General features: G+C 36.8%; 16 protein-coding genes. 2 read left to right on the top strand and 14 right to left on the bottom strand.

Annotation, left to right across the window (positions count from 1 at the left end; translation table 11 throughout):
* Window position 1 precedes the first annotated feature (1 nt).
* From NSQ74_RS12270 to NSQ74_RS12240, 7 genes are all read right to left on the bottom strand, one after another.
* Window positions 2-694, bottom strand: a complete 693-nt coding sequence (locus NSQ74_RS12270; protein WP_340823641.1) for a tRNA (adenine(22)-N(1))-methyltransferase — start codon at window positions 692-694, stop codon at window positions 2-4.
* Between the two features lie 155 nt (window positions 695-849).
* The gene (cccA, locus tag NSQ74_RS12265; RefSeq protein ID WP_172772070.1) at window positions 850-1,200 is read right to left on the bottom strand and encodes a cytochrome c550; all 351 of its coding nucleotides are present in this window, start codon (window positions 1,198-1,200) and stop codon (window positions 850-852) included.
* A 495-nt stretch (window positions 1,201-1,695) separates the two neighbouring features.
* Window positions 1,696-2,259: a hypothetical protein gene (locus NSQ74_RS12260; RefSeq protein ID WP_340823639.1), complete on the bottom strand. Its 564-nt coding sequence runs from the start codon at window positions 2,257-2,259 to the stop codon at window positions 1,696-1,698.
* Window positions 2,260-2,545: 286 nt separating this feature from the next.
* Window positions 2,546-3,673, bottom strand: a complete 1,128-nt coding sequence (gene rpoD / locus NSQ74_RS12255) for an RNA polymerase sigma factor RpoD (RefSeq protein WP_340823637.1) — start codon at window positions 3,671-3,673, stop codon at window positions 2,546-2,548.
* Window positions 3,674-3,705: 32 nt separating this feature from the next.
* Window positions 3,706-5,538 (bottom strand): DNA primase, encoded by a 1,833-nt coding sequence (dnaG, locus tag NSQ74_RS12250; RefSeq protein WP_340823636.1) that lies wholly within the window; start codon window positions 5,536-5,538, stop codon window positions 3,706-3,708.
* Window positions 5,539-5,746: 208 nt separating this feature from the next.
* Complete coding sequence (locus NSQ74_RS12245; RefSeq protein WP_340823635.1) at window positions 5,747-6,559, bottom strand: pyruvate, water dikinase regulatory protein; 813 nt, start codon at window positions 6,557-6,559, stop codon at window positions 5,747-5,749.
* 18 nt (window positions 6,560-6,577) lie between these two features.
* Entirely contained in the window at window positions 6,578-7,210 is a 633-nt protein-coding gene (locus NSQ74_RS12240; protein WP_172772074.1) for a helix-turn-helix transcriptional regulator, read from the bottom strand.
* Between the two features lie 503 nt (window positions 7,211-7,713).
* Between NSQ74_RS12240 and NSQ74_RS12235 the strand changes: the two genes are divergently transcribed.
* Window positions 7,714-9,099 (top strand): glycine--tRNA ligase, encoded by a 1,386-nt coding sequence (locus tag NSQ74_RS12235; protein WP_340823634.1) that lies wholly within the window; start codon window positions 7,714-7,716, stop codon window positions 9,097-9,099.
* Window positions 9,100-9,468: 369 nt separating this feature from the next.
* Here NSQ74_RS12235 and NSQ74_RS12230 read toward each other — a convergent pair whose 3' ends face one another.
* Entirely contained in the window at window positions 9,469-11,187 is a 1,719-nt protein-coding gene (locus NSQ74_RS12230) for an HD-GYP domain-containing protein (protein ID WP_340823632.1), read from the bottom strand.
* Between the two features lie 769 nt (window positions 11,188-11,956).
* Between NSQ74_RS12230 and NSQ74_RS12225 the strand changes: the two genes are divergently transcribed.
* Window positions 11,957-13,387, top strand: a complete 1,431-nt coding sequence (locus NSQ74_RS12225) for an S-layer homology domain-containing protein (protein WP_340823631.1) — start codon at window positions 11,957-11,959, stop codon at window positions 13,385-13,387.
* A gap of 34 nt (window positions 13,388-13,421) precedes the next feature.
* Here the strand turns inward: NSQ74_RS12225 and recO are convergent, their stop codons facing one another.
* The 6 genes from recO to NSQ74_RS12195 form a co-directional block, all read right to left on the bottom strand.
* Window positions 13,422-14,216 carry a DNA repair protein RecO gene (recO, locus tag NSQ74_RS12220; RefSeq protein WP_340823630.1) on the bottom strand — a complete coding sequence of 265 codons (795 nt, stop codon included), beginning with the start codon at window positions 14,214-14,216 and terminating at the stop codon, window positions 13,422-13,424.
* 179 nt (window positions 14,217-14,395) lie between these two features.
* On the bottom strand, window positions 14,396-15,313 hold the full coding sequence (era, locus tag NSQ74_RS12215; RefSeq protein ID WP_340823629.1) for a GTPase Era: 918 nt from the start codon (window positions 15,311-15,313) through the stop codon (window positions 14,396-14,398).
* Window positions 15,300-15,713 carry a cytidine deaminase gene (locus tag NSQ74_RS12210; RefSeq protein WP_340823628.1) on the bottom strand — a complete coding sequence of 138 codons (414 nt, stop codon included), beginning with the start codon at window positions 15,711-15,713 and terminating at the stop codon, window positions 15,300-15,302. Before NSQ74_RS12210 ends, era begins: the two co-directional genes overlap by 14 nt.
* 239 nt (window positions 15,714-15,952) lie before the next feature.
* Complete coding sequence (locus tag NSQ74_RS12205) at window positions 15,953-16,303, bottom strand: diacylglycerol kinase family protein (protein ID WP_340823627.1); 351 nt, start codon at window positions 16,301-16,303, stop codon at window positions 15,953-15,955.
* On the bottom strand, window positions 16,304-16,777 hold the full coding sequence (gene ybeY, locus NSQ74_RS12200; protein WP_340823626.1) for an rRNA maturation RNase YbeY: 474 nt from the start codon (window positions 16,775-16,777) through the stop codon (window positions 16,304-16,306). It lies immediately after the preceding gene.
* A 9-nt stretch (window positions 16,778-16,786) separates the two neighbouring features.
* Window positions 16,787-18,907 (bottom strand): HD family phosphohydrolase, encoded by a 2,121-nt coding sequence (locus NSQ74_RS12195; protein ID WP_340823625.1) that lies wholly within the window; start codon window positions 18,905-18,907, stop codon window positions 16,787-16,789.
* Between the last annotated feature and the right edge of the window lie 610 nt (window positions 18,908-19,517).

Genomic DNA, 19,517 nt, shown 5'->3' with positions numbered 1-19,517 from the left:
GCTATAAAACTCCTTCCACTAAATCAAGTAGCGCTATTAATTCTGCACGTTTTTCCTCAATATCAAGTGTTGGCTCTGCCCCTTCAATAGATTGTAAAACGCGCTGCCAATTTTCCTTTTCTCGATTCCATTTTTTCATAAATGCTGGTGATTGACGAAGCAATAATTTAGGTCCAAATAAGATGTCTGCTGCAGTTAGCTCCATCGGTCCTCGTTGTAAGACAAGAATTTCGTAAATTTTTTCGTCTTCCTCTAAAATATCTTCATCGAGAATTGCCCAATTATTTTTTAAAGCCCATTCCCGAATAACTTTTGCATGAATGTTTGGCTGCAAAATTAGACGTGTAACACCTTGTAAGCTTTGTGGATGTTTCTCTAATATTGACACAATAAGAGGTCCACCCATTCCTGCAATTGTAATAGTATCTACATGGTCTGATTCTTCCACTGCAGCTAAGCCGTCTGCCAATCTAACCGTGATTTGTTCTGTTAATCCTTCTTTTTTCACTTGTCCCACCGCTGAATCATAAGGGCCTTTTACAACTTCTCCTGCTACTGCGCTAGTAGCTATTCCCTTATGAATTAAATAGCATGGTAAATAAGCATGATCACTGCCAATATCCGCCACAACCGCACCTGTTGGAACAAATTTTGCCACTGTTTCTAATCGCTTTGATAATTTTTGTGCGTTCATTTTTAACCGCCTACCTTATATAGAGTCCATTCTAGTATGTATGATGTTGAACAAAAAAACAAATGGAGTTGTCTCATATATTGAGCAACTCCATTATAATAATAGAAGCTGTACTAAAAGCGTAAATACACTTTTAGTACAGCCACTTTTCAAAACTATTCTAGAGTAGAAATGTACTCAGCGATTGCTTTTGCTTCCGCTTCGTTTTTCATTCCTGGTGTCATCGGAGTTCCTGGAATACCGTTTGTTAACACGTCTACGATATGAGCTTCATCTAAACCATGTAGGTTTGGACCAACACTACCAGTTAAGTCACCACCGTGACAACCGATACAAGTTTGTACTAATGCAGAACCATCATCATTAGCTTCTGTAGTTTCGCCACCGCCCTCATGTTCAGCAGCAATTTCTTTCTTGTTATCTGCGCCTTGTAAAGACATGAAGAAAATAAGACCAATACCAAATGCCAGAATCAAGATGTAAGGAACGACTGGATTGTTTTTCATATGTTTCCCCTCCTCATTAATAAATCTACTTCTATTATAATATAGAATCAGTCAACATCTAATATTGTACTGCATTAAACATGAAACGAAAAGCCCCATTCGCTAAGTTTTCCTTTGTTTGTAACAATTTCGACATTTCTGTATCAATTGGATAAATTATGTCTTGTTAAAACCAATATTTAGACTTATGGAGAACCCTTTCCAAACAAAAATCGTTTTACTTCTCGCAAATATTTTGCCACTTCAATTGCATTCATATACATCTAACGATGAAAATTAATTGCTCCTTTCTCGTTAAACCTTTGTGCTTTATTAAGCTGACTATATATAATGACATTTGCATAAATAGGTTATACTATTATTTCAATATATTATTATTCACTATTTTTTCATTGAATTTCTTTTGAAATTACTTTTCCAATAAAGCCATACTGCTATATTAGAAAAATAAACACCCTTCTATGGACAATGGTAGTCATAGAAGGGTGTTGAAATTTACATAAAATTATACAAGTAATAACCAATTAGTGCCACTAGCCCTAGAACTCCAGAGACTGTGAAATAAAGTAGTTTCATTTTTAATCCTGAAAATAACCAGACGGCACAATTTGCCGCTATAAAGGCAAATAACGCTATATTATTTCCACTAAAATATGTAGTATACATGCGAATCGATAAACTAAATAACAGTATAGCAGCAATAATATGCAAAGCAGGCGCTAAAAAGTTATTTTTGCTCGCAAACCGGAAAGCTATTATGAATAATGTAATTGCAGCGATTGCTACAATGCCCGTTAAAAAAAGCAACAAAGAAGTTACTGTAAAATAAACATACAAGAGTACCATCATACCCAAGCACAATCCCACAATGAAGAACATCATTTTTCTTTTTTCTAAAGGCAATACAGCCTGTTTATGAGTTGCTGACTCTATCTCCTCTATATCATTTCCCTCTGCATAAAGAGTCGCTAAAAAGTCACAGTAGTGCTCTGGTAATAGCTTATTTTGCTTCCAAAACAATATCTCATTTAAAATAATTTTTTTCCGTGGATTTGTCATCATATATTCTCCAAACATTGCTTAATAATGGTTGTAATACAATTTTATCTCACAAATCATAAAAGAGCATCTGTAAAAAGTCGCAAAAATGGAACGACTACACCGTTCAAATTATATATTTTTACATCATTTAAGCAATTATTTAAAGTTTCTTCCGATAATATATTGATTACATCGAGGGTGTTGCTGTTTTCTAGTTGCGTTTCGATTGCTAATACAAGGCAAACCCCGCCATGAATAGTGATGGCGGGGTTTGCATTTATAGTAAAAGTATTGTGTTTGTTTATTATTCCAAGAAATCTTTTAATCGTTTGCTGCGAGAAGGGTGGCGTAATTTACGAAGTGCCTTTGCTTCAATTTGGCGAATACGTTCACGTGTTACACCAAATACTTTACCTACCTCTTCTAATGTACGTGTACGACCATCATCTAAACCAAAACGTAAACGAAGTACATTTTCTTCACGGTCTGTTAATGTATCTAATACATCTTCTAGTTGTTCTTTTAACAATTCATATGCTGCATGGTCAGAAGGAGACTGTGCCTCAGAGTCCTCAATGAAGTCCCCTAAGTGTGAATCATCTTCTTCACCGATTGGTGTTTCAAGAGATACAGGTTCTTGCGCAATTTTTAAAATTTCACGTACTTTTTCAGGTGTTAAATCCATTTCCTCGCCAATTTCTTCTGGAGACGGCTCACGACCTAAGTCTTGTAACAATTGACGCTGTACACGGATTAGTTTATTAATCGTTTCTACCATGTGTACAGGAATACGAATTGTACGTGCTTGGTCGGCAATTGCACGTGTGATTGCTTGACGAATCCACCATGTTGCATATGTTGAGAATTTAAAGCCTTTGCGGTAGTCAAACTTCTCAACTGCCTTAATAAGCCCCATATTCCCCTCTTGAATTAAATCAAGGAATAGCATTCCACGACCAACATAGCGTTTTGCAATCGATACTACAAGACGTAAATTCGCTTCTGCTAAACGTTTACGTGCTTCTTCGTCACCTTGCTCAATACGCTCTGCTAAAGCAATTTCTTGCTCTGCAGAAAGTAAATCAACACGGCCAATCTCTTTCAAATACATACGTACAGGATCATTAATTTTTACGCCTGGTGGTACGCTCAAATCGTTTAAATCGAACGTTTCTTCGCTAGCTTCTTCTTTCATTAAGCTCTCTTCTTCAAATTCTTCTTTACCAATAATTTGAATGTCTTTATTTTTTTCAAGATCTTCAGCGAAGTGGAAAACTTCTTCATTTTCCAATTCATAAGGCAATAATTTCTCTGAAATTTCCTTCATGGAAATTTCACCTTCAGTTTTCGCCTTTTCTTGTAGTAATTTTTTTGCTTCATCTAATGTAATTTCTACTTCTACCTCTTTTGAACGTTCAGACTTGTCCGCCATAAACCTTCCTCCTTCTAAACAACCGAATCGGGTTAAATCGCCGATAACGATTTTCTTAAATGAATAATCTGTTGGGCGATTTCAAGAGCACGCGCATACTCGTGCATCTTCTCCGCTTCCTTTGACTCATGCATCTTTTGATGAATTTCTTGCTCAATTCTATATTTTTGAAGCTGTCGGATAGAATCTGCGATTTCTGATTCTGCCTGGTCAGGATCACGTTCTACTAAAGCAGCTTCCATAACAATTTTGCGTAATTCAGCGTCATCTAAGATTTCTACAAAGCGCTGATAATCTGGATGACCATATTCCTCATAAAATCCTACCAATCGAACAAATACAGCCATATATGCATCTCTTACAAAAGGCTCTGTTTGCTCACTACGTAATACCCTGTCCACTACATCTATATTATGAAGCATATGAGCCAGTAATAAACGTTCGGCACGTTCTGCTGCGTCCATAGGCTTTTGTTGCTGCGTGACTGGCATCGAAGGTGTATGCGTTGGCATTTCCACTTTCGCAGAGCGTACTTGATTTGCCTCTAATTTTCGGAATTGGGCATAAATAGCTTCTTCCGAAATCGTCGTTTCATTTGATAGCTGTCGGATATACAAATCTCGCTCAATTGGTGAGGAGCTACCCACTAATTGTTCGAGTACTTCTTGAATATATTGAAGCGTATCATTTTCAAATTGAAAATTCTTATTTCGTCTAGCATGCATCATCATAAAAGCAATATACGTATGTGGGTTTTCCAAAATTTGTTCTTTAAAAGCCTGTCCACCTAAACTTTGAATATACTCATCAGGATCGAGCTTATCAGGTATCACCGCAATATTAACTTTCATGCGCTCCGTTTGTAGTAACTGTGCCGCTCTTTTCGCCGCATCAAATCCAGCATTATCACCGTCATAGCAAATTGTAACTTGCTCTACTAAGCGTTTTAGCTTTGTGATATGCTGATTCGTAAGCGAGGTTCCCATTGTTGCTACGGCATTTGTTACGCCAACTGAGGTTGCAGCCAAAACATCCATAAAACCTTCCATCAACACTACTTGACGATTTTTTCTAATAGAGGTTCGTGCCTTATCTAGGTTATATAACACTTCACTCTTTTGAAAAATTGGTGATTCTGGACTATTTAAATATTTTGCCTCTTCACCTGTCGATGACAATATTCGTCCTGAGAAGGCAATAATTTTACCGTTCTCATCACGAATCGGGAACATAATACGTCCTCGAAAACGATCAAAATAGCGTTCTTCCCCTTCACGTTTGATTATTAGACCACTATCTGCGATTTCTTGTAAGTTATAACCTTTTCTTTCAAGCAATATCGTTAATGCATCAAAGCTTGGGAGAGACCATCCAATGCTATTAGATTCTATAAGTTCCCTTGTAAATCCTCTTTCTAGCAAATAATTTAAAGGCTCTTCCCCATCTTCTGTGTTTAGCAGTAAATGATGAAAAAAATCTGCCGCAAAAGCATGCGCTTCTTTCATCCTCTCTTCCGCTTTAGAAATCTTTGTCGTCGCCTCTGGTAAGCTTGGGCCTACATCTAAATGCATACCAACACGTTCACCAAGTTTTACGACGGCATCTGGGAAAGAAATCCCTTCGATATCCATGACGAAAGTAATAGCATTACCACCTGCTCCGCAACCAAAGCAGTGAAAAATCTGTTTGTCTGTTGACACAGAAAAAGATGGCGTTTGTTCTCCATGAAAAGGACAGAGACCAAACCAATTGCGCCCACGCTTTGTCAGCTGCATATATTCGCTTATGACATCCACAATATCTGATTGTGTACGAATCTGCTCAATCACTTCTTCTGGTATTTTCCCTGCCAAACTCATCACCATCTTTAATTTACGTTCTAGAACACAATTCGATATCCGTTTTAAAAATCCTTTATTTCTCGACAAAAAAATAGGATTTTTCTCATTTTAAATATTTTTACCACAATTTTATTATTATAAAACAAATTTTAGTATTTATCTATACAAATTTAAAAACCGACTCAAAAAAACCGCCTCTACTAACCCGAGGTGGTTTACTAAATTTGGTTTCTTATTTACGGCTTGCAAGATATTCAATAATAACGTTAGCTGTTTCCTCTACCGCTTTGTTCGTTACATCAATCACTTTGCAACCTATTTCATCAACAACTTTTTCAAAATGTTGTATTTCCTCTAAAATACGTACATGTTGCGCATAGATGGCGTCATCATTTAAACCTAATGTCATTAATCTTTCTTTTCGTATCGAGTTTAATTTATCAGGGGAAATAACTAAGCCAAAACATTTTTTCGGATCAATTTTCAATAATTCTTCTGGTGGTGCTACCTCCGGGACTAACGGTACATTTGCCACCTTATAACGTTTATGTGCTAAATACTGTGAAAGCGGCGTTTTTGAAGTGCGTGAAACTCCAACAAGTACAATATCAGCCTGCAATAAGCCTCGTGGATCTCTGCCATCATCATATTTCACGGCAAATTCAATCGCCTCAATTTTTTTAAAGTAGTCATCATCCAGTTGATGCACAATACCTGGAGTTTCTAATGGCATTTCTTCCATAAAGGTTGCCATCGATTTTAATGCTGGTCCCAATATATCTACAGCATGAACTTTTTCTTTTTCGCATAGATCATGCAATAATGCACGCATGTCTTGTCGAACAAGTGTATAAACTACAAATGCCTTCTGTTTCGCAGCGAGGCAGACTATTTTTCGAACAAGCTCTTCTGTTTGAATATGCGGAAAGCGCCGAATAATCGTATTTTCTAAGCCTGGTCGGAACTGGCTAATAACTGCCTTAGCTACTTGATCACCAGTTTCGCCGACAGAATCAGATATAACAAAAACGCGTAATCTCTTCATTCTGTTCCCCTTCAACTGTTAGACATTTTGCGCAAGAGATAGGAAAGCACGTGTAATGGTTGTTTTAGTTAAACGGCCCACTATCGTCAATCCACCCTCTTGAGGTTCGATTACCGGTAACGAATCTACTTCTCGTTCTATTAACTTATTTGCTGCAACAACTAACGAATCTGATCTTTCACAGTACGAGATATTTGGCATTCGTGTCATAATAATATGTACAGGAATTTTATTTAAATCCTGCGTGCCAATACTTGTACGCAGTAAATCTTTACGAGAGAGAACCCCAGTTAAAAATTCGTTCTTATCAACGACAAAAAGGGTTCCGACATCCTCTGAAAACATGAAACAAATGGCATCATATACCGTCATTGTTTCAGGTACAACAACAGGTCCCGAGTGAAAATCTTTTACTTTTAAATTGTTAATGCTATCCATTAAAGTTACGGATGTTTTTTTCCCAGAATAGAAATAACCAACTCGTGGTCTAGCATCTAGAAAGCCAGCCATCGTCAAAATTGCTAAGTCTGGTCTTAAAGTTGCTCTTGTCAGATTGAGACGTTCTGCAATATGCTCCCCTGTTATCGGGCCGTTCTCTTTCACAATTTGTAAAATGTCTTCCTGACGTTTGTTGAGTTCGATTGGACTCACCGCCTCAAATCTAATAGTGTTATACTTATGCTCAATTATTATATACTATTTTAATGGTTATTGCGAAGAAAAGAACTACATGCTACAATATTGACACATACGCTTGCTCTAAATGTATTTTCGAGCAAACTTGCGTTATACAGGCGATGATAGGAAAAAAGTATCTGTTCAATTTTTAGCGAGTAGAAAATGGTGAAAGTCTACAATGTGGCAGAGAAAAGGCACTCCTTGAGCTAACTTTTTGAAAAGAGGTTTTAAACAGTTCGTTTAAAACAATCAGGGTGGAACCGCGGGTATTAGCACTCGTCCCTGGGCATTATTTGTGCCCGGAGACGGGTGCTATTTTTAATTTAGCTCGTGCTAAATTAAAATCATGCAATATGCGCATGTGGCGAATTAGATTTGAAAATGACAAGGTTGAACTGGTCATTCTTCCAATTCGTCATGTAACACATTTACTTTTCACTCTTGTGCAAGTAAAAATTATGAAGGAGGCTATTATAATGGCTAACAAATCAATGGAAACAATCGTATCTTTAGCAAAGCATCGAGGCTTTGTCTTCCCAGGTTCTGAAATCTACGGAGGCTTAGCAAACACTTGGGATTACGGTCCACTTGGTGTTGAATTAAAAAATAATGTTAAAAAAGCTTGGTGGTTAAAGTTTGTTCAGGAATCAGAGCATAATGTTGGTATTGATGCGGCAATTCTTATGAATCCAAAAGCATGGGTCGCATCTGGTCACGTTGGTAACTTCAACGACCCAATGGTAGACTGTAAAGCTTGTAAAGCGCGTCACCGTGCAGATAAAATCATCGAGGATGCTGCCCTAGCAAAAGGTGATGAAATTATTGTAGACGGTATGACTTTCGATCAAATGAAAGAAACAATGGTGAAATACGATGTTGTTTGTCCTGATTGTGGGAAAGCAGATTTCACTGATATCCGTCAATTCAATTTAATGTTTAAAACATTCCAAGGTGTTACAGAATCTTCAACTAACGAAATCTACCTACGTCCCGAAACTGCACAAGGAATTTTCGTAAACTTTAAAAACGTTCAACGTTCTATGCGTAAACGTACACCATTCGGTATTGCACAAATCGGTAAATCTTTCCGTAACGAAATTACACCAGGGAACTTCACATTCCGTACACGTGAATTTGAACAAATGGAGCTTGAATTTTTCTGTAAACCAGGTGAGGATCTTGAATGGCATGCATATTGGAAAGAATTCTGTAAAAACTGGTTACTAAACTTAGGAATGAAAGAAGATTCGATGCGTTTACGTGACCACGAGGATGACGAATTATCGCATTACTCTAACGCAACAACAGATATCGAATTTAAATTCCCATTCGGTTGGGGTGAGCTTTGGGGTGTAGCTGATCGTACAGACTACGACTTAAAACAACATATGGAACATTCAAGTGAAGATTTCACTTATATTGATCCTGTGTCAAACGAACGATATGTACCTTACTGCATCGAACCATCTTTAGGTGCTGACCGTGTTACATTAGCATTTTTATGTGACGCTTATGATGAAGAAGAGCTAGAGGGTGATGATAAACGTACAGTATTACGCTTCCACCCTGCTTTAGCACCATTTAAAGCAGCAGTACTTCCACTTTCTAAAAAGTTATCGGATGAAGCTGCAGATGTATGGTCAGAGCTACGTAAATCGTTCCCAGTTGATTTTGATGAATCTCAATCAATCGGTAAACGCTACCGACGTCAAGATGAAATCGGTACACCATTCTGTATCACATTCGATTTCGATTCAAAAGAAGACGGTCAAGTAACTGTTCGTCACCGTGATTCAATGGAACAAGTTCGTATGCCAATCGCTGATGTAAAAGCGTATATCGAAAAGCATCTTCAATTTTAATTTGAATTAAATTTGTCTAAAGTAAAACGGCTGTGACAAAAGAAATAAGTGTTAGATTGACTGCAATCAATCTGACACTTTTTTCTATGCCGTTAATGTCTGCTACGGCGGTTGCCTTTCGAAGGTTTACAGGCGATTTGCGGACTTTTACCGGTGATTTCTTCTGTCTCACCAGCGATTCATGGACTTTTATCGGCTGTTTCTCTAAGTTTACCGGCGATTCGCGGACTCTTACCGGCGATTTCTTTCGTCACACCAGTGATTCATGGACTTTTACCGGCTGTTTCTCTAGGTTTCAATACTAAACAAACAATCCCTTTTTATAGATACAAAAATAAAAACCAAATCAAGTTTTGATTTGGCCATGTTCTATGCTTTTAACGATATAAATAAACGCTCCTGCATTTTTTCCTCAAATAAAAACTTTTTCATACTCATTCCAACTAAGTTTACTAATAGTTCCTCAATATCACTTAAAGAATAATATAAAAATGTGCCTTCACGCATAGGGCGAACTCTTTTGTCTATCGTTAGTTCCTCCTCGATAAAGTAGGCAACATTGACCCCGCAATGCTCCATCAGTTGTGTAATACGTTGATCGTCACCAGGATTAATAAAGAACGGCACAATTTTATCAATATACAAAATACTCTGAACAAGTTTGATAAAAAAGTTCTCACGCATAGAAGTTTCAACAACTAGAATTGTTGTTTGCTCATGCTGATAATCCATGTACAAAACACTTAATTGCTCTTCCAATAGTTTCTTTAATATATGAATGGAATTTTTAAATTTCTTCATATCTGTTTGAATTTCTCGAGTTAGTAGCCGTAGAATACGATAGGCAGGTAGAAAGATTTTTAAAACTATTTCTTTTGGATGTAAATGATCGATTAATTTATTGAAATATACTTTTAAAGTATTTTCATCATTTCGTATCAACTGTTCGATAAATAAGTTGAAAATTTCTTCAAAACTATTTGCACGATAATCAATCATTTTAACAATCTTTATACTATAATTCAGGGGTAAATTCATGGACGTTTGCTCATCTAATAATTTTACTTTCGGTAACGTTGGAAATAAATCATAGACAAGCTCTACTTGTGCACTACGATTATCAGATAATAACACAACTGAGTTTACAGGATAAATGCCAAGACACTCTACAAATTTATGCATAAACTTTTCATTATATAAATGTCGATCCCGATATAATACAGCTAAAGCATCTGTTGCGTTATATCCCGAATGATATACACGCTTTGAGGTCATCGCCGAATAGACATCAATAATTTGTAATAGTTGAACGCCATCACTCATCTTATCAGCACATAGTTGATTAGGATACCCTTTTCCCGCAAAACGTTCGTGGTGATCACGTGCTAAATAAGCGATATCCGCTTCACCATTTTCTAGAAGTAGCTCATAGCCTTTTGTTGTATGTGTTTTGACAATATCAAATTCATCTTCTGACAGCTTTCTTTTTAAACTTAGTATCTCTTGTGGAATAAATACTTTTCCAATATCATGAAATAAATAACCACGTGCTAGCATCTCTATGTCCGTTAAGCCTAATTGCCGCGCAAAAATAGTTCCCAGTACAAAGGCATCAAATGAATGGACAAACGAGTACTCATCCCATTCTCTTAAACGTATTAGTAAATCGTAGCGATGTTTTTTTTCTAAAATTCGCTCAAACACGCCTCTGACATATGCTGTGTCTTGAGTACTTTTTAAAATTTGACCATAACGTAATTCGTGCACAACACTTTCTAATGTTGTCATAAATAGATTGTTGACTGCTACTTTATATTCATCTATTTCCTCTTTTTGTTCTAAAAGCGGTGCAAATACATCCTCATACTCTCTTGTACGCTGTAAACTTAAATCATGAACAACCCTTACTGAATCTGAAGATAAAAAAACTGATAATTCTTCTACTTTTCTCAGTTTAAGTAATGCAATAATTCTCTCAGTTAGCACTAAATCTTTTTTAGCTAATAGGCGATACTCGGAAAAAATATCTTCAGCTAAAATATCGTTCGCTTCTACTTCGTCAATACTTAATGTCACTTTTCTTAGCATTTATTCAGCCACACACGCGTCTTTACAGCATTATGTGACCTCCCTCCCTTTTCCATAGGACTGCATTAATCTAATAACGCACTATTGTACGTTTTGCTGATAGAGGCACGGTTTTCATATATATGTGTTAAATTAAATAATCCAAACTAGTTTTCCAAGTAATTAATTAGTATAATTATACAAAAATAACTAATATATATTTTCTTTATCTTTACAATATCATAGGTTAAAATGCCTTTTCAACTAGTATATGGGATTGAAATGATTAGTTAATACTATGTATATATTATAAACTATTTAAAAAATAGTTCTTTAGATTCACAAATTATGTAAACTTCAGTATTTCATCCAATTAAACTTCACTTCATTTGACCTAAATCTCTAAAATAAAAAGTTTATAATTACAAAAAATAACTATTTTTTTATTAATGTAACATATAGCTAAAAAAACAAATTTTTTCTCACTAATTCATACAGTGGATGTTCTACTAATCTTTTTTTCCTAATAATGAGAAGATTTCATATCAATGTACACCACATAATTTCCATTTTATAGTGGATAATATTCCCTCTATTCTCACCTTCAACAATTTGATATAAATATATTATTATAGTTAATCTTTTATGTTAAAGTACGTTTTTTTAACAATACATAGTAATACCAACCATTCACAATCAATCGTCCGGAAGTTTGAAACTGTTCATAGGAAGGATTCTTACTAAAAAGAAAAACGCTATAAATGTATATCTATTCATTGGAGGAAACAAATTGAATACTCATCGTTTTTATCAAATGGCTTTGGCCGCAACTTTAGCAACAAGTGCTATTGTTATAGCCCCCCCAGCAGCTAATGCCGCTTCGTTATTTCCCGATATTAATCCATCTACAGAGGAAGGCAAAGCAATTATTAACTTAGCCGAGCGTGGTATAATTTCTGGTTATCCTGATGGCACGTTCAAACCCGCGAATTTTATTACTCGTACACAGGCAGCTAAAATTTTAGCAGGCATTTTACATCTAGATACTGTTCATGTAAAAAATCCTCACTTTAAGGATATTACCCCTGATAACGAAAACTATGGTGCAATCGCTGCTCTTGCAGAGGCAGGGATAATTAGTGGCTCTAATGGTTATTTTAATCCGACAAAACAAATTACACGTGGTCAACTATCCAAAATGCTTGTAAAAGGCTTCGATTTAACAATCACTGACGATATTGATACACCTTTTACAGATGTAAAGGCTGGCAGTGAATATGAGCCGTATATTCAAACATTATTTGCTAATAACATTACAAAAGGTACGACGCCTACTACCTTTGGACCTCAAAGCTATGTAAAACGTTCTCAACTAGCCTCTTTTGTAGTGCGCGCTGAAAACACTCAAAATAATGCGATGATTCATGCAGATCATTATAATCAAGATTTTATTTTTGCATCATATGGCGGGATAGAACCAGCGGAAGATATTTTCACTTGGGATGACGAACAAGAGATAACAAATACCCTTACAATTAAGCCATTAAAAGAAGGCACTGGTAAATTAGTTATCACTGGTTTTAACGAAGATACAGAGGAATTTACAGATATCTTTTTCTTAGTTCATGTGAAATCTGTAAATGGTAAGCTGCAAGCTACGCTAGAAGAAGTAAATGAAGGAGATTATTTAGAAAATTTACCTCTTAATCTAAATGAAACGGATTTAACGTTCACACCAACAGAAGTAAGTATTCAAACAGCTGATGGACAAGCGCTATCTTCAGATTCCTTTGCATTCGATACTAAAGATAACATCGCAACATTATCCATATTTAAAGATGGACAATACTTATTAACTTTTACAAATGGTGCACAGCAACAAACAATGGCGGCTGATGTGTATACGTATGATTTTGTACGTAGTATTGACCTTTACGAAATTACAAATGAATTAACATTTACAAGCGATTACTTTACTTTTGAGCCTGTGCAAGTTGCATTAGAAGATTTAGATGATAGCTCTGATCCAACACACAAAGTACCAGTCAAAGCAGTAATTGATGGCAATAAATTGATTGTAACGCCATTAGCAGAAGGCAATGCCGTGTTACACGTAACTGGAAAAAATGGAGAAACTGCATATTTAAATGTTGAGTTTATGAAAATTGCAGATAAATGGGCTACTTATTACGATTTATACGATAATTCCGATGACTATTAATACATTAGAATTTTAAAAAATGCCAGAGGACATATTAGTTGTCCTCTGGCATTTCTGTTTTGTCTGTAGTTGGTCTTAACTGTAATTCAGGTGTTCTTTCTAATTGCTCTATGAATTTCTTTGTCTTAAAGCGGATACCGGTTTGTTCCTCATAAATGGTTGTAATAATTTTTTTAATGAAATATTTTGTTTCTTTTTTTAATTCTAGTTTGCCAATTTGATCGATTGGAACTGTATAAAACATGCGAATCAGCTTTAACTGTGTTGGTGTTAGTCGAATAATATATGGATCGTGCTGATAACAACGATGACATAGGAAGCCCCCTTGTGCAAAGGAAAAGGCAAATTCTCCATCAACTGCTCCGCATGATGCACAAGCATGGAGTATTGGTTGTACACCTGTGTAGGGCAGCATCTTCCACTCTACAAAAAGTGTAATGGCTTCCGGATCATAGCCATCTTCAATTGCTTGTAATGCTTGTAGAAGTACTTCAAATGCAAAAGGCTCAGCCTTCCCTTCTTCCACAACACGTTCAATTAGTTCCATTATATAGCTTGCATAGGCAGTTGCTACAATATCCTCACGTATATGACGCATTGAATTTAGATGCTCTCCTTGTTGCAATGTGCCCATACCTGTATGATGCTGTACCATAAACATCCCATATGTAAACGGCTGTGTCACCGCAGATAATCTGCTCGAAGGCTTTTTCGCACCTCGCGCCATTGTTGCCACTTTACCAGCTTCTCTCGTTAGTAGCGTCACAATTTTATTTGATTCTCCGTATGCACGAACCTTTAGCACAATACCTTCCCATTTATAAAGCATCAATCCCCCTCCTTCCTGCAAGTTTTCAAAGAAAATAGAGCTCTCCAAACAGTATTTGGACAGCTCTTTTTTACTATTTCCTCTATAGCTAAAAGCATCCCTTCAGCTGACGCTTTGTCCACTTCAGAAATTGAAGAATTTTATAATCTCAACTAAGCAATTAAGCCACGCGGAGAAAATTAATATTCATCATCGCGGAATCCAAAATCACGAAGATGCGTCGATTTATTACGCCAATCTTTTTGCACTTTTACCCAAAGCTCTAAATACACTTTAGATCCAAGTAGCATTTCTATATCTTTACGAGCACGGATACCTACTTCTTTCAGTAGTGCACCATGTTTACCTATAACAATACCTTTTTGAGAATCACGTTCTACAATAATTGTCGCCGCTACACGGATTTTACCTTCTGTTTCTTCATCACGACGAATTTTATCAATGACTACCGCTATAGAATGTGGTATTTCCTCACGCGTTAAGTGTAACACTTTTTCACGAATCAACTCTGAAATAATAAAGCGTTCTGGGTGGTCTGTTACTTGATCGGCAGGATAATATTGTGGACCTTCGGGTAAATATTTTGTTAAAGTAGCCAGTAAGTTTTCAACGTTATTACCTTGAAGTGCTGAGATTGGCACTATTTCTGCAAAGTCATAACGCTCCTTATAGCTGTCGATAATACTCATTACTTCATCTGGGTGAATTTGATCGATTTTATTAATTACTAAAAATACAGGTGTTGAATTGCCTTCAAGCATTTCTAAAATAAACTCGTCACCTTTACCAAGCTTTTGCTCAGCGTTTACCATAAACATAATAACGTCTACTTCACGTAATGTATTTTTCGATACTTTTAACATGAAATCGCCTAGCTTATGTTTTGGCTTATGGATACCTGGTGTATCAATAAAGATCATTTGGCTATCGTCTGATGTTAGTACGCCTTGTACTTTATTTCGTGTTGTTTGTGGCTTATCGCTCATAATGGCAATTTTTTGACCAATGACTCTGTTTAAAAAGGTAGACTTCCCGACATTTGGTCGTCCAATAATTGAGATAAAGCCTGACTTATAGCCAGTATTATTTTCCAGCATTCTCTAAATCCTCCGTTGTAAATGCAAACGGTAGTAACTCGCCAACTGACGTTACCGTGACATCACCATTTAAATTTGTTAAATATACAGGCATAGATGGCTCACAAAATTCCATCATTACTTGGCGACACGCACCACAAGGGGCACAAGGGCCATCCGTATCAGCTACAATAGCAATCGCCTCAAAATCATAAACACCTTCTGAGACTGCTTTGAAAAACGCCGTACGCTCTGCACAATTCGTCATACTATAACCTGCATTTTCTATATTACAGCCATGGATGACATCCCCATTTTTTGTTAAAAGCGCAGCGCCCACTTTAAATTTTGAATAAGGCACATATGCCTTCTCGCGTGCTTTTTTAGATTCTTCTAGTAACGCATGCATATCCATTTTCATCTATGCTAATTCTCCTCTACATAAAAATCATATATGCCTTTATTAACTAGGCATTCTTTAATGAATTACGTTAACGCGTAATTCCGTCCAGATTTTTTCGAGTCCACTCGAAGCCACTCTAAAATCTGTGACATTCTCCTCACCTTTATATAGCCAAAGTTTAAACTCTCACTAAATTTAGTGCACAATGGGCATTCATTCCCCACTTTTAAAGGTGATGGACTTTTGCTAAAAACAAGTTAAAACCATTTTGGTATAAAGATTAGTAAACCGATTATAGCACTGAATACCGCAAATACAAGCACCGCACCTGCTGCAATATCTTTTGCTTGCTTAGCAAGTGGGTGAATGTCTGTTGAAGCTAAGTCTACAACTCGTTCAATAGCGGTATTCATCATTTCAAGCGCAAACATCAGTGCTATTAATAATAGCACAATAAACCATTCTACTCGTGATAAACCTGTGAAATAACCAGCAATTAAAACAATGCCCGCACTAAGCAAATGTGATTGAAAATTTTGCTCTTTACATGCTGTGATTATCCCTTCAAAAGCATATCCAAACGAACGTAAATATTTGCGTAAGTCCATTTAGTCACGTCCTAAGCCATAAGATTGTAAAATCTCCTCTTGCTTACCGAACATCACCTTTTCATCCTCTGGTACCATATGGTCATAACCTAATAAGTGCAAGAAGCCATGGACAGCTAAAAAGCCCAATTCTCGCTCAAATGAATGTCCATATTCCTCAGCTTGCTCCTTTGTGCGATCTGTTGAAATGATAATATCACCTAAAATACGTGGCATTCCTTCAAATGTTACTTCCATTTCACCTTCACCTAATTCTTCTAAGGCGAATGAAATAACATCCGTTGGTTGATCTTTACCGCGATAGTCTCTATTAATTTCTTGAATAGCTTCGTTTGTCACAAAGGTTACTGATACTTCTGTTTCAGGTTCAATCTTTTCTACTTTTGCAGCATGTTGTAAAAGCTTCTCCACGAGCTCCATATGTTGTGCAGTTACTTCATTTGTTTCATCTGTAAAATCAATCGTTAAAATCATTAGTGCCTCCTACTTATCTGCCTTTGGATATTCAATACGTGAATGGAAAATCCCATTTAACGTCTCACAAAGTACTTGCTCTATACATTTTAACTCTTTTATCGAAATATCGCATTCATCAAACTGATGGTCCTGTACACGATCATCAATAATAGCACGCACGAGCTTGTGAATTTTCTCAGCATTTGGTTCCTTCATTGAACGAACCGCTGCTTCCACACTGTCTGCTACACTTATGACGGCAGCTTCTTTCGTTTGTGGTTTCGGTCCTGGATAACGGAACTTTGCCTCATCAATTACTTTTCCCTCTTCCTTTGCTTTGTAAAGGAAGAATTTAAGTAGGCTTGTCCCATGATGTTGTAGAGCTATATCAATGATTTCTTGAGGCATTTTATAACGTCTTAGCATGTCAGCTCCATCAGTAGTATGTGCAATAATTATTTCTGCACTAGTTTCCGGCGGCATTGAATCGTGTGGATTTATACCTGACATTTGATTTTCAATAAAGAAAGCTGGACGCTTTGTCTTGCCAATATCATGATAATAACAGCCGACTCTTGCTAGTAATCCGTCTGCCCCAATAGCTTCGCATGCAGCTTCAGCTAAATTTGCCACCATTACACTATGATGATATGTGCCAGGTGTTTCCATTAGTAGTTTTTTCAACAACGGATGATTTGGATTGGACAGCTCGATTAAACGCAATGTCGATAGTAAACTAAATGCCGACTCAAAAAATGGTAATAGCCCCATTGTAAGTGCACCTGATAAAAGTGCCGATAATATGGCGGCTATAAAATAAAATAGCAGTTCAGACAGTCCGTACGATGATTGTGTCATCAGTAAATAAAATGCGATAAAGCCCATATTTACTAGTGATATAACAGCAACAGCCTGCAAAATATGTGAGCGCTTTTCTACACTGCGCATAAAGAATAAACTCGCAAAACCACCAAAGATAATATACAAGGTAATTTCCATCTGCATCACAGACGAATACCCTTCTTGGAAAATAACCCCTGCTGAAGCAGCCGTCATAACTGTAATTAATACCGCCGCTCGATCATCTGCTAACAGTCGGACAAGCATTGTAGCTAGTGCAGTTGGGAATAAAAATGCAACCGTCACATCAAATCCATCTGCCACTAAGCTTATAAACTTCATTAGAAGAATTGAAAAACTATACACAATAACCGTTACGAGCAATGCATTGCGCTTTTTGGGTTCTTCTATTTCCCAGCGATCAAATAATATATACATGAATATCAGTTGAAGGAAAGTTAAAATAATCAACCCTGCAATCGGCTTCATTGATGCTTTATTACTCACCATTCCAAGTAGCTCTAATTGCCTAAATGTTTCATTATCAATAATCTGACCTTCCTGTACAATAATTTGACCTTGGAGTATACGCGTTGGTTCAACTGCTTCCTTAGCTTGCTCTATTCTAACTTTTGTTTGTTCCTCATTGATTGTTTCGGTTTCAACAATACTTGCACGTCCAATTAAGATGACTGTGTTTAAAATCTTATCAGGATAGCCACGCTGTCCACGAATTTTTGTTTCAAAATCATTTTGAGCAGCTAACACATTTTCTTTACGAATTGATTTTTGTAAATATTCTTGTACAAGTTTTGAAAGTTGTACGCTTGTTCGCTTTAAATCTGTTTCACTTTGTTGTAATAAGCCTTCAAGCTGTGCATCTGTAAAAATGACAGGCATTTGATCAACATCAATAGATTCTAACTTTTTGCGGAGCTTTGCCACTTGGTCTACTTCTGCATCGGGATCTTTATTGCTATCAACAGCCTTTTTTACTTCAAGCACATAATCAAATAAAGACGTCACGATCGCTACACGTTGTGTTGCAACGTCTTCTGAAAATTGATAAACGGGCGTAACTGCATTGGCAGCCTTTTCTCGTTCCTGCTGAGTCTTAACTGTATCTTCAATCGTTTTCGTTGATCTTACTGTTTCTGATGCAAGTTGCAATGGTTTAAAATCGTATGTAACACCCTTTACATTGCCATACATAAATGCAAACTGTAATGCCCCTGTAAGGATGAGAACGACAATCAAAAAGTAGCGAAACCCAATAAGCTCCGTAATTTTTTGAAGTTGTTTCTCCATTCGGCACCTCCTCTATCTATCTTCTATCATACCAATTCAAAAAACATTTTTCCCGAAAAATGTATAAGAAAGCAAAAAAACAGCTATACGTATTTGTATAGCCGTCACATTTTTATCCTATTAACGCCTTTAACATACTTAAAGCGCTGAATTTGTCACTTCATTTTTGGTATAGGTTATTGCAGTTGATTTCCGCTGCGGGCGGGCGCTTTCCGCGGGCACATCGTAAGCCACAACCGTCGCTGTCGCGCCGTCTGTTGTGGCTTACATTTTGTGCTGTTCCCGCAGGAGTCGCCCACCCTCCGCTTCAATCAACCAGTATTCGTTTCTATTACTGAATGACTAAGCTTAAAATTAAGCACAATATCGTTCTTCTAATAATTTCAAAAGTTATCAGCTTCAACCTATATATAAAGATGACTATTGCAGTTGATTTCCGCTGTGGGCGAGCGCTTTCCGCGGGCACATCGTAAGCCACAACCCTCGCTGTTGTGGCTTACATTTTGTGCTGTTCCCGCAGGAGTCGCCCACCCTCCGCTGCAATCAACTTTCGTTGTAGCTGTCGCTTCGCTTACGGTACGGACTTTAAAATAACCGCCTTAGGCGGTTA

Source organism: Lysinibacillus sp. FSL W8-0992 (genome assembly GCF_038008685.1).
Lineage (GTDB): Bacteria > Bacillota > Bacilli > Bacillales_A > Planococcaceae > Lysinibacillus.
This window is presented reverse-complemented; position numbering and strand designations above follow the sequence as displayed.

Bases quoted from the DNA above. Each gene is read 5' to 3' on its own strand.
- NSQ74_RS12270 (WP_340823641.1), bottom strand. From the start codon at position 694: ATGAACGCACAAAAATTATCAAAGCGATTAGAAACAGTGGCAAAATTT.
- cccA (WP_172772070.1), bottom strand. From the start codon at position 1,200: ATGAAAAACAATCCAGTCGTTCCTTACATCTTGATTCTGGCATTTGGT.
- NSQ74_RS12260 (WP_340823639.1), bottom strand. From the start codon at position 2,259: ATGACAAATCCACGGAAAAAAATTATTTTAAATGAGATATTGTTTTGG.
- rpoD (WP_340823637.1), bottom strand. From the start codon at position 3,673: ATGGCGGACAAGTCTGAACGTTCAAAAGAGGTAGAAGTAGAAATTACA.
- dnaG (WP_340823636.1), bottom strand. From the start codon at position 5,538: ATGGTGATGAGTTTGGCAGGGAAAATACCAGAAGAAGTGATTGAGCAG.
- NSQ74_RS12245 (WP_340823635.1), bottom strand. From the start codon at position 6,559: ATGAAGAGATTACGCGTTTTTGTTATATCTGATTCTGTCGGCGAAACT.
- NSQ74_RS12235 (WP_340823634.1), top strand. From the start codon at position 7,714: ATGGCTAACAAATCAATGGAAACAATCGTATCTTTAGCAAAGCATCGA.
- NSQ74_RS12230 (WP_340823632.1), bottom strand. From the start codon at position 11,187: ATGCTAAGAAAAGTGACATTAAGTATTGACGAAGTAGAAGCGAACGAT.
- recO (WP_340823630.1), bottom strand. From the start codon at position 14,216: ATGCTTTATAAATGGGAAGGTATTGTGCTAAAGGTTCGTGCATACGGA.
- era (WP_340823629.1), bottom strand. From the start codon at position 15,313: ATGCTGGAAAATAATACTGGCTATAAGTCAGGCTTTATCTCAATTATT.
- NSQ74_RS12210 (WP_340823628.1), bottom strand. From the start codon at position 15,713: ATGAAAATGGATATGCATGCGTTACTAGAAGAATCTAAAAAAGCACGC.
- NSQ74_RS12205 (WP_340823627.1), bottom strand. From the start codon at position 16,303: ATGGACTTACGCAAATATTTACGTTCGTTTGGATATGCTTTTGAAGGG.
- ybeY (WP_340823626.1), bottom strand. From the start codon at position 16,777: ATGATTTTAACGATTGATTTTACAGATGAAACAAATGAAGTAACTGCA.
- NSQ74_RS12195 (WP_340823625.1), bottom strand. From the start codon at position 18,907: ATGGAGAAACAACTTCAAAAAATTACGGAGCTTATTGGGTTTCGCTAC.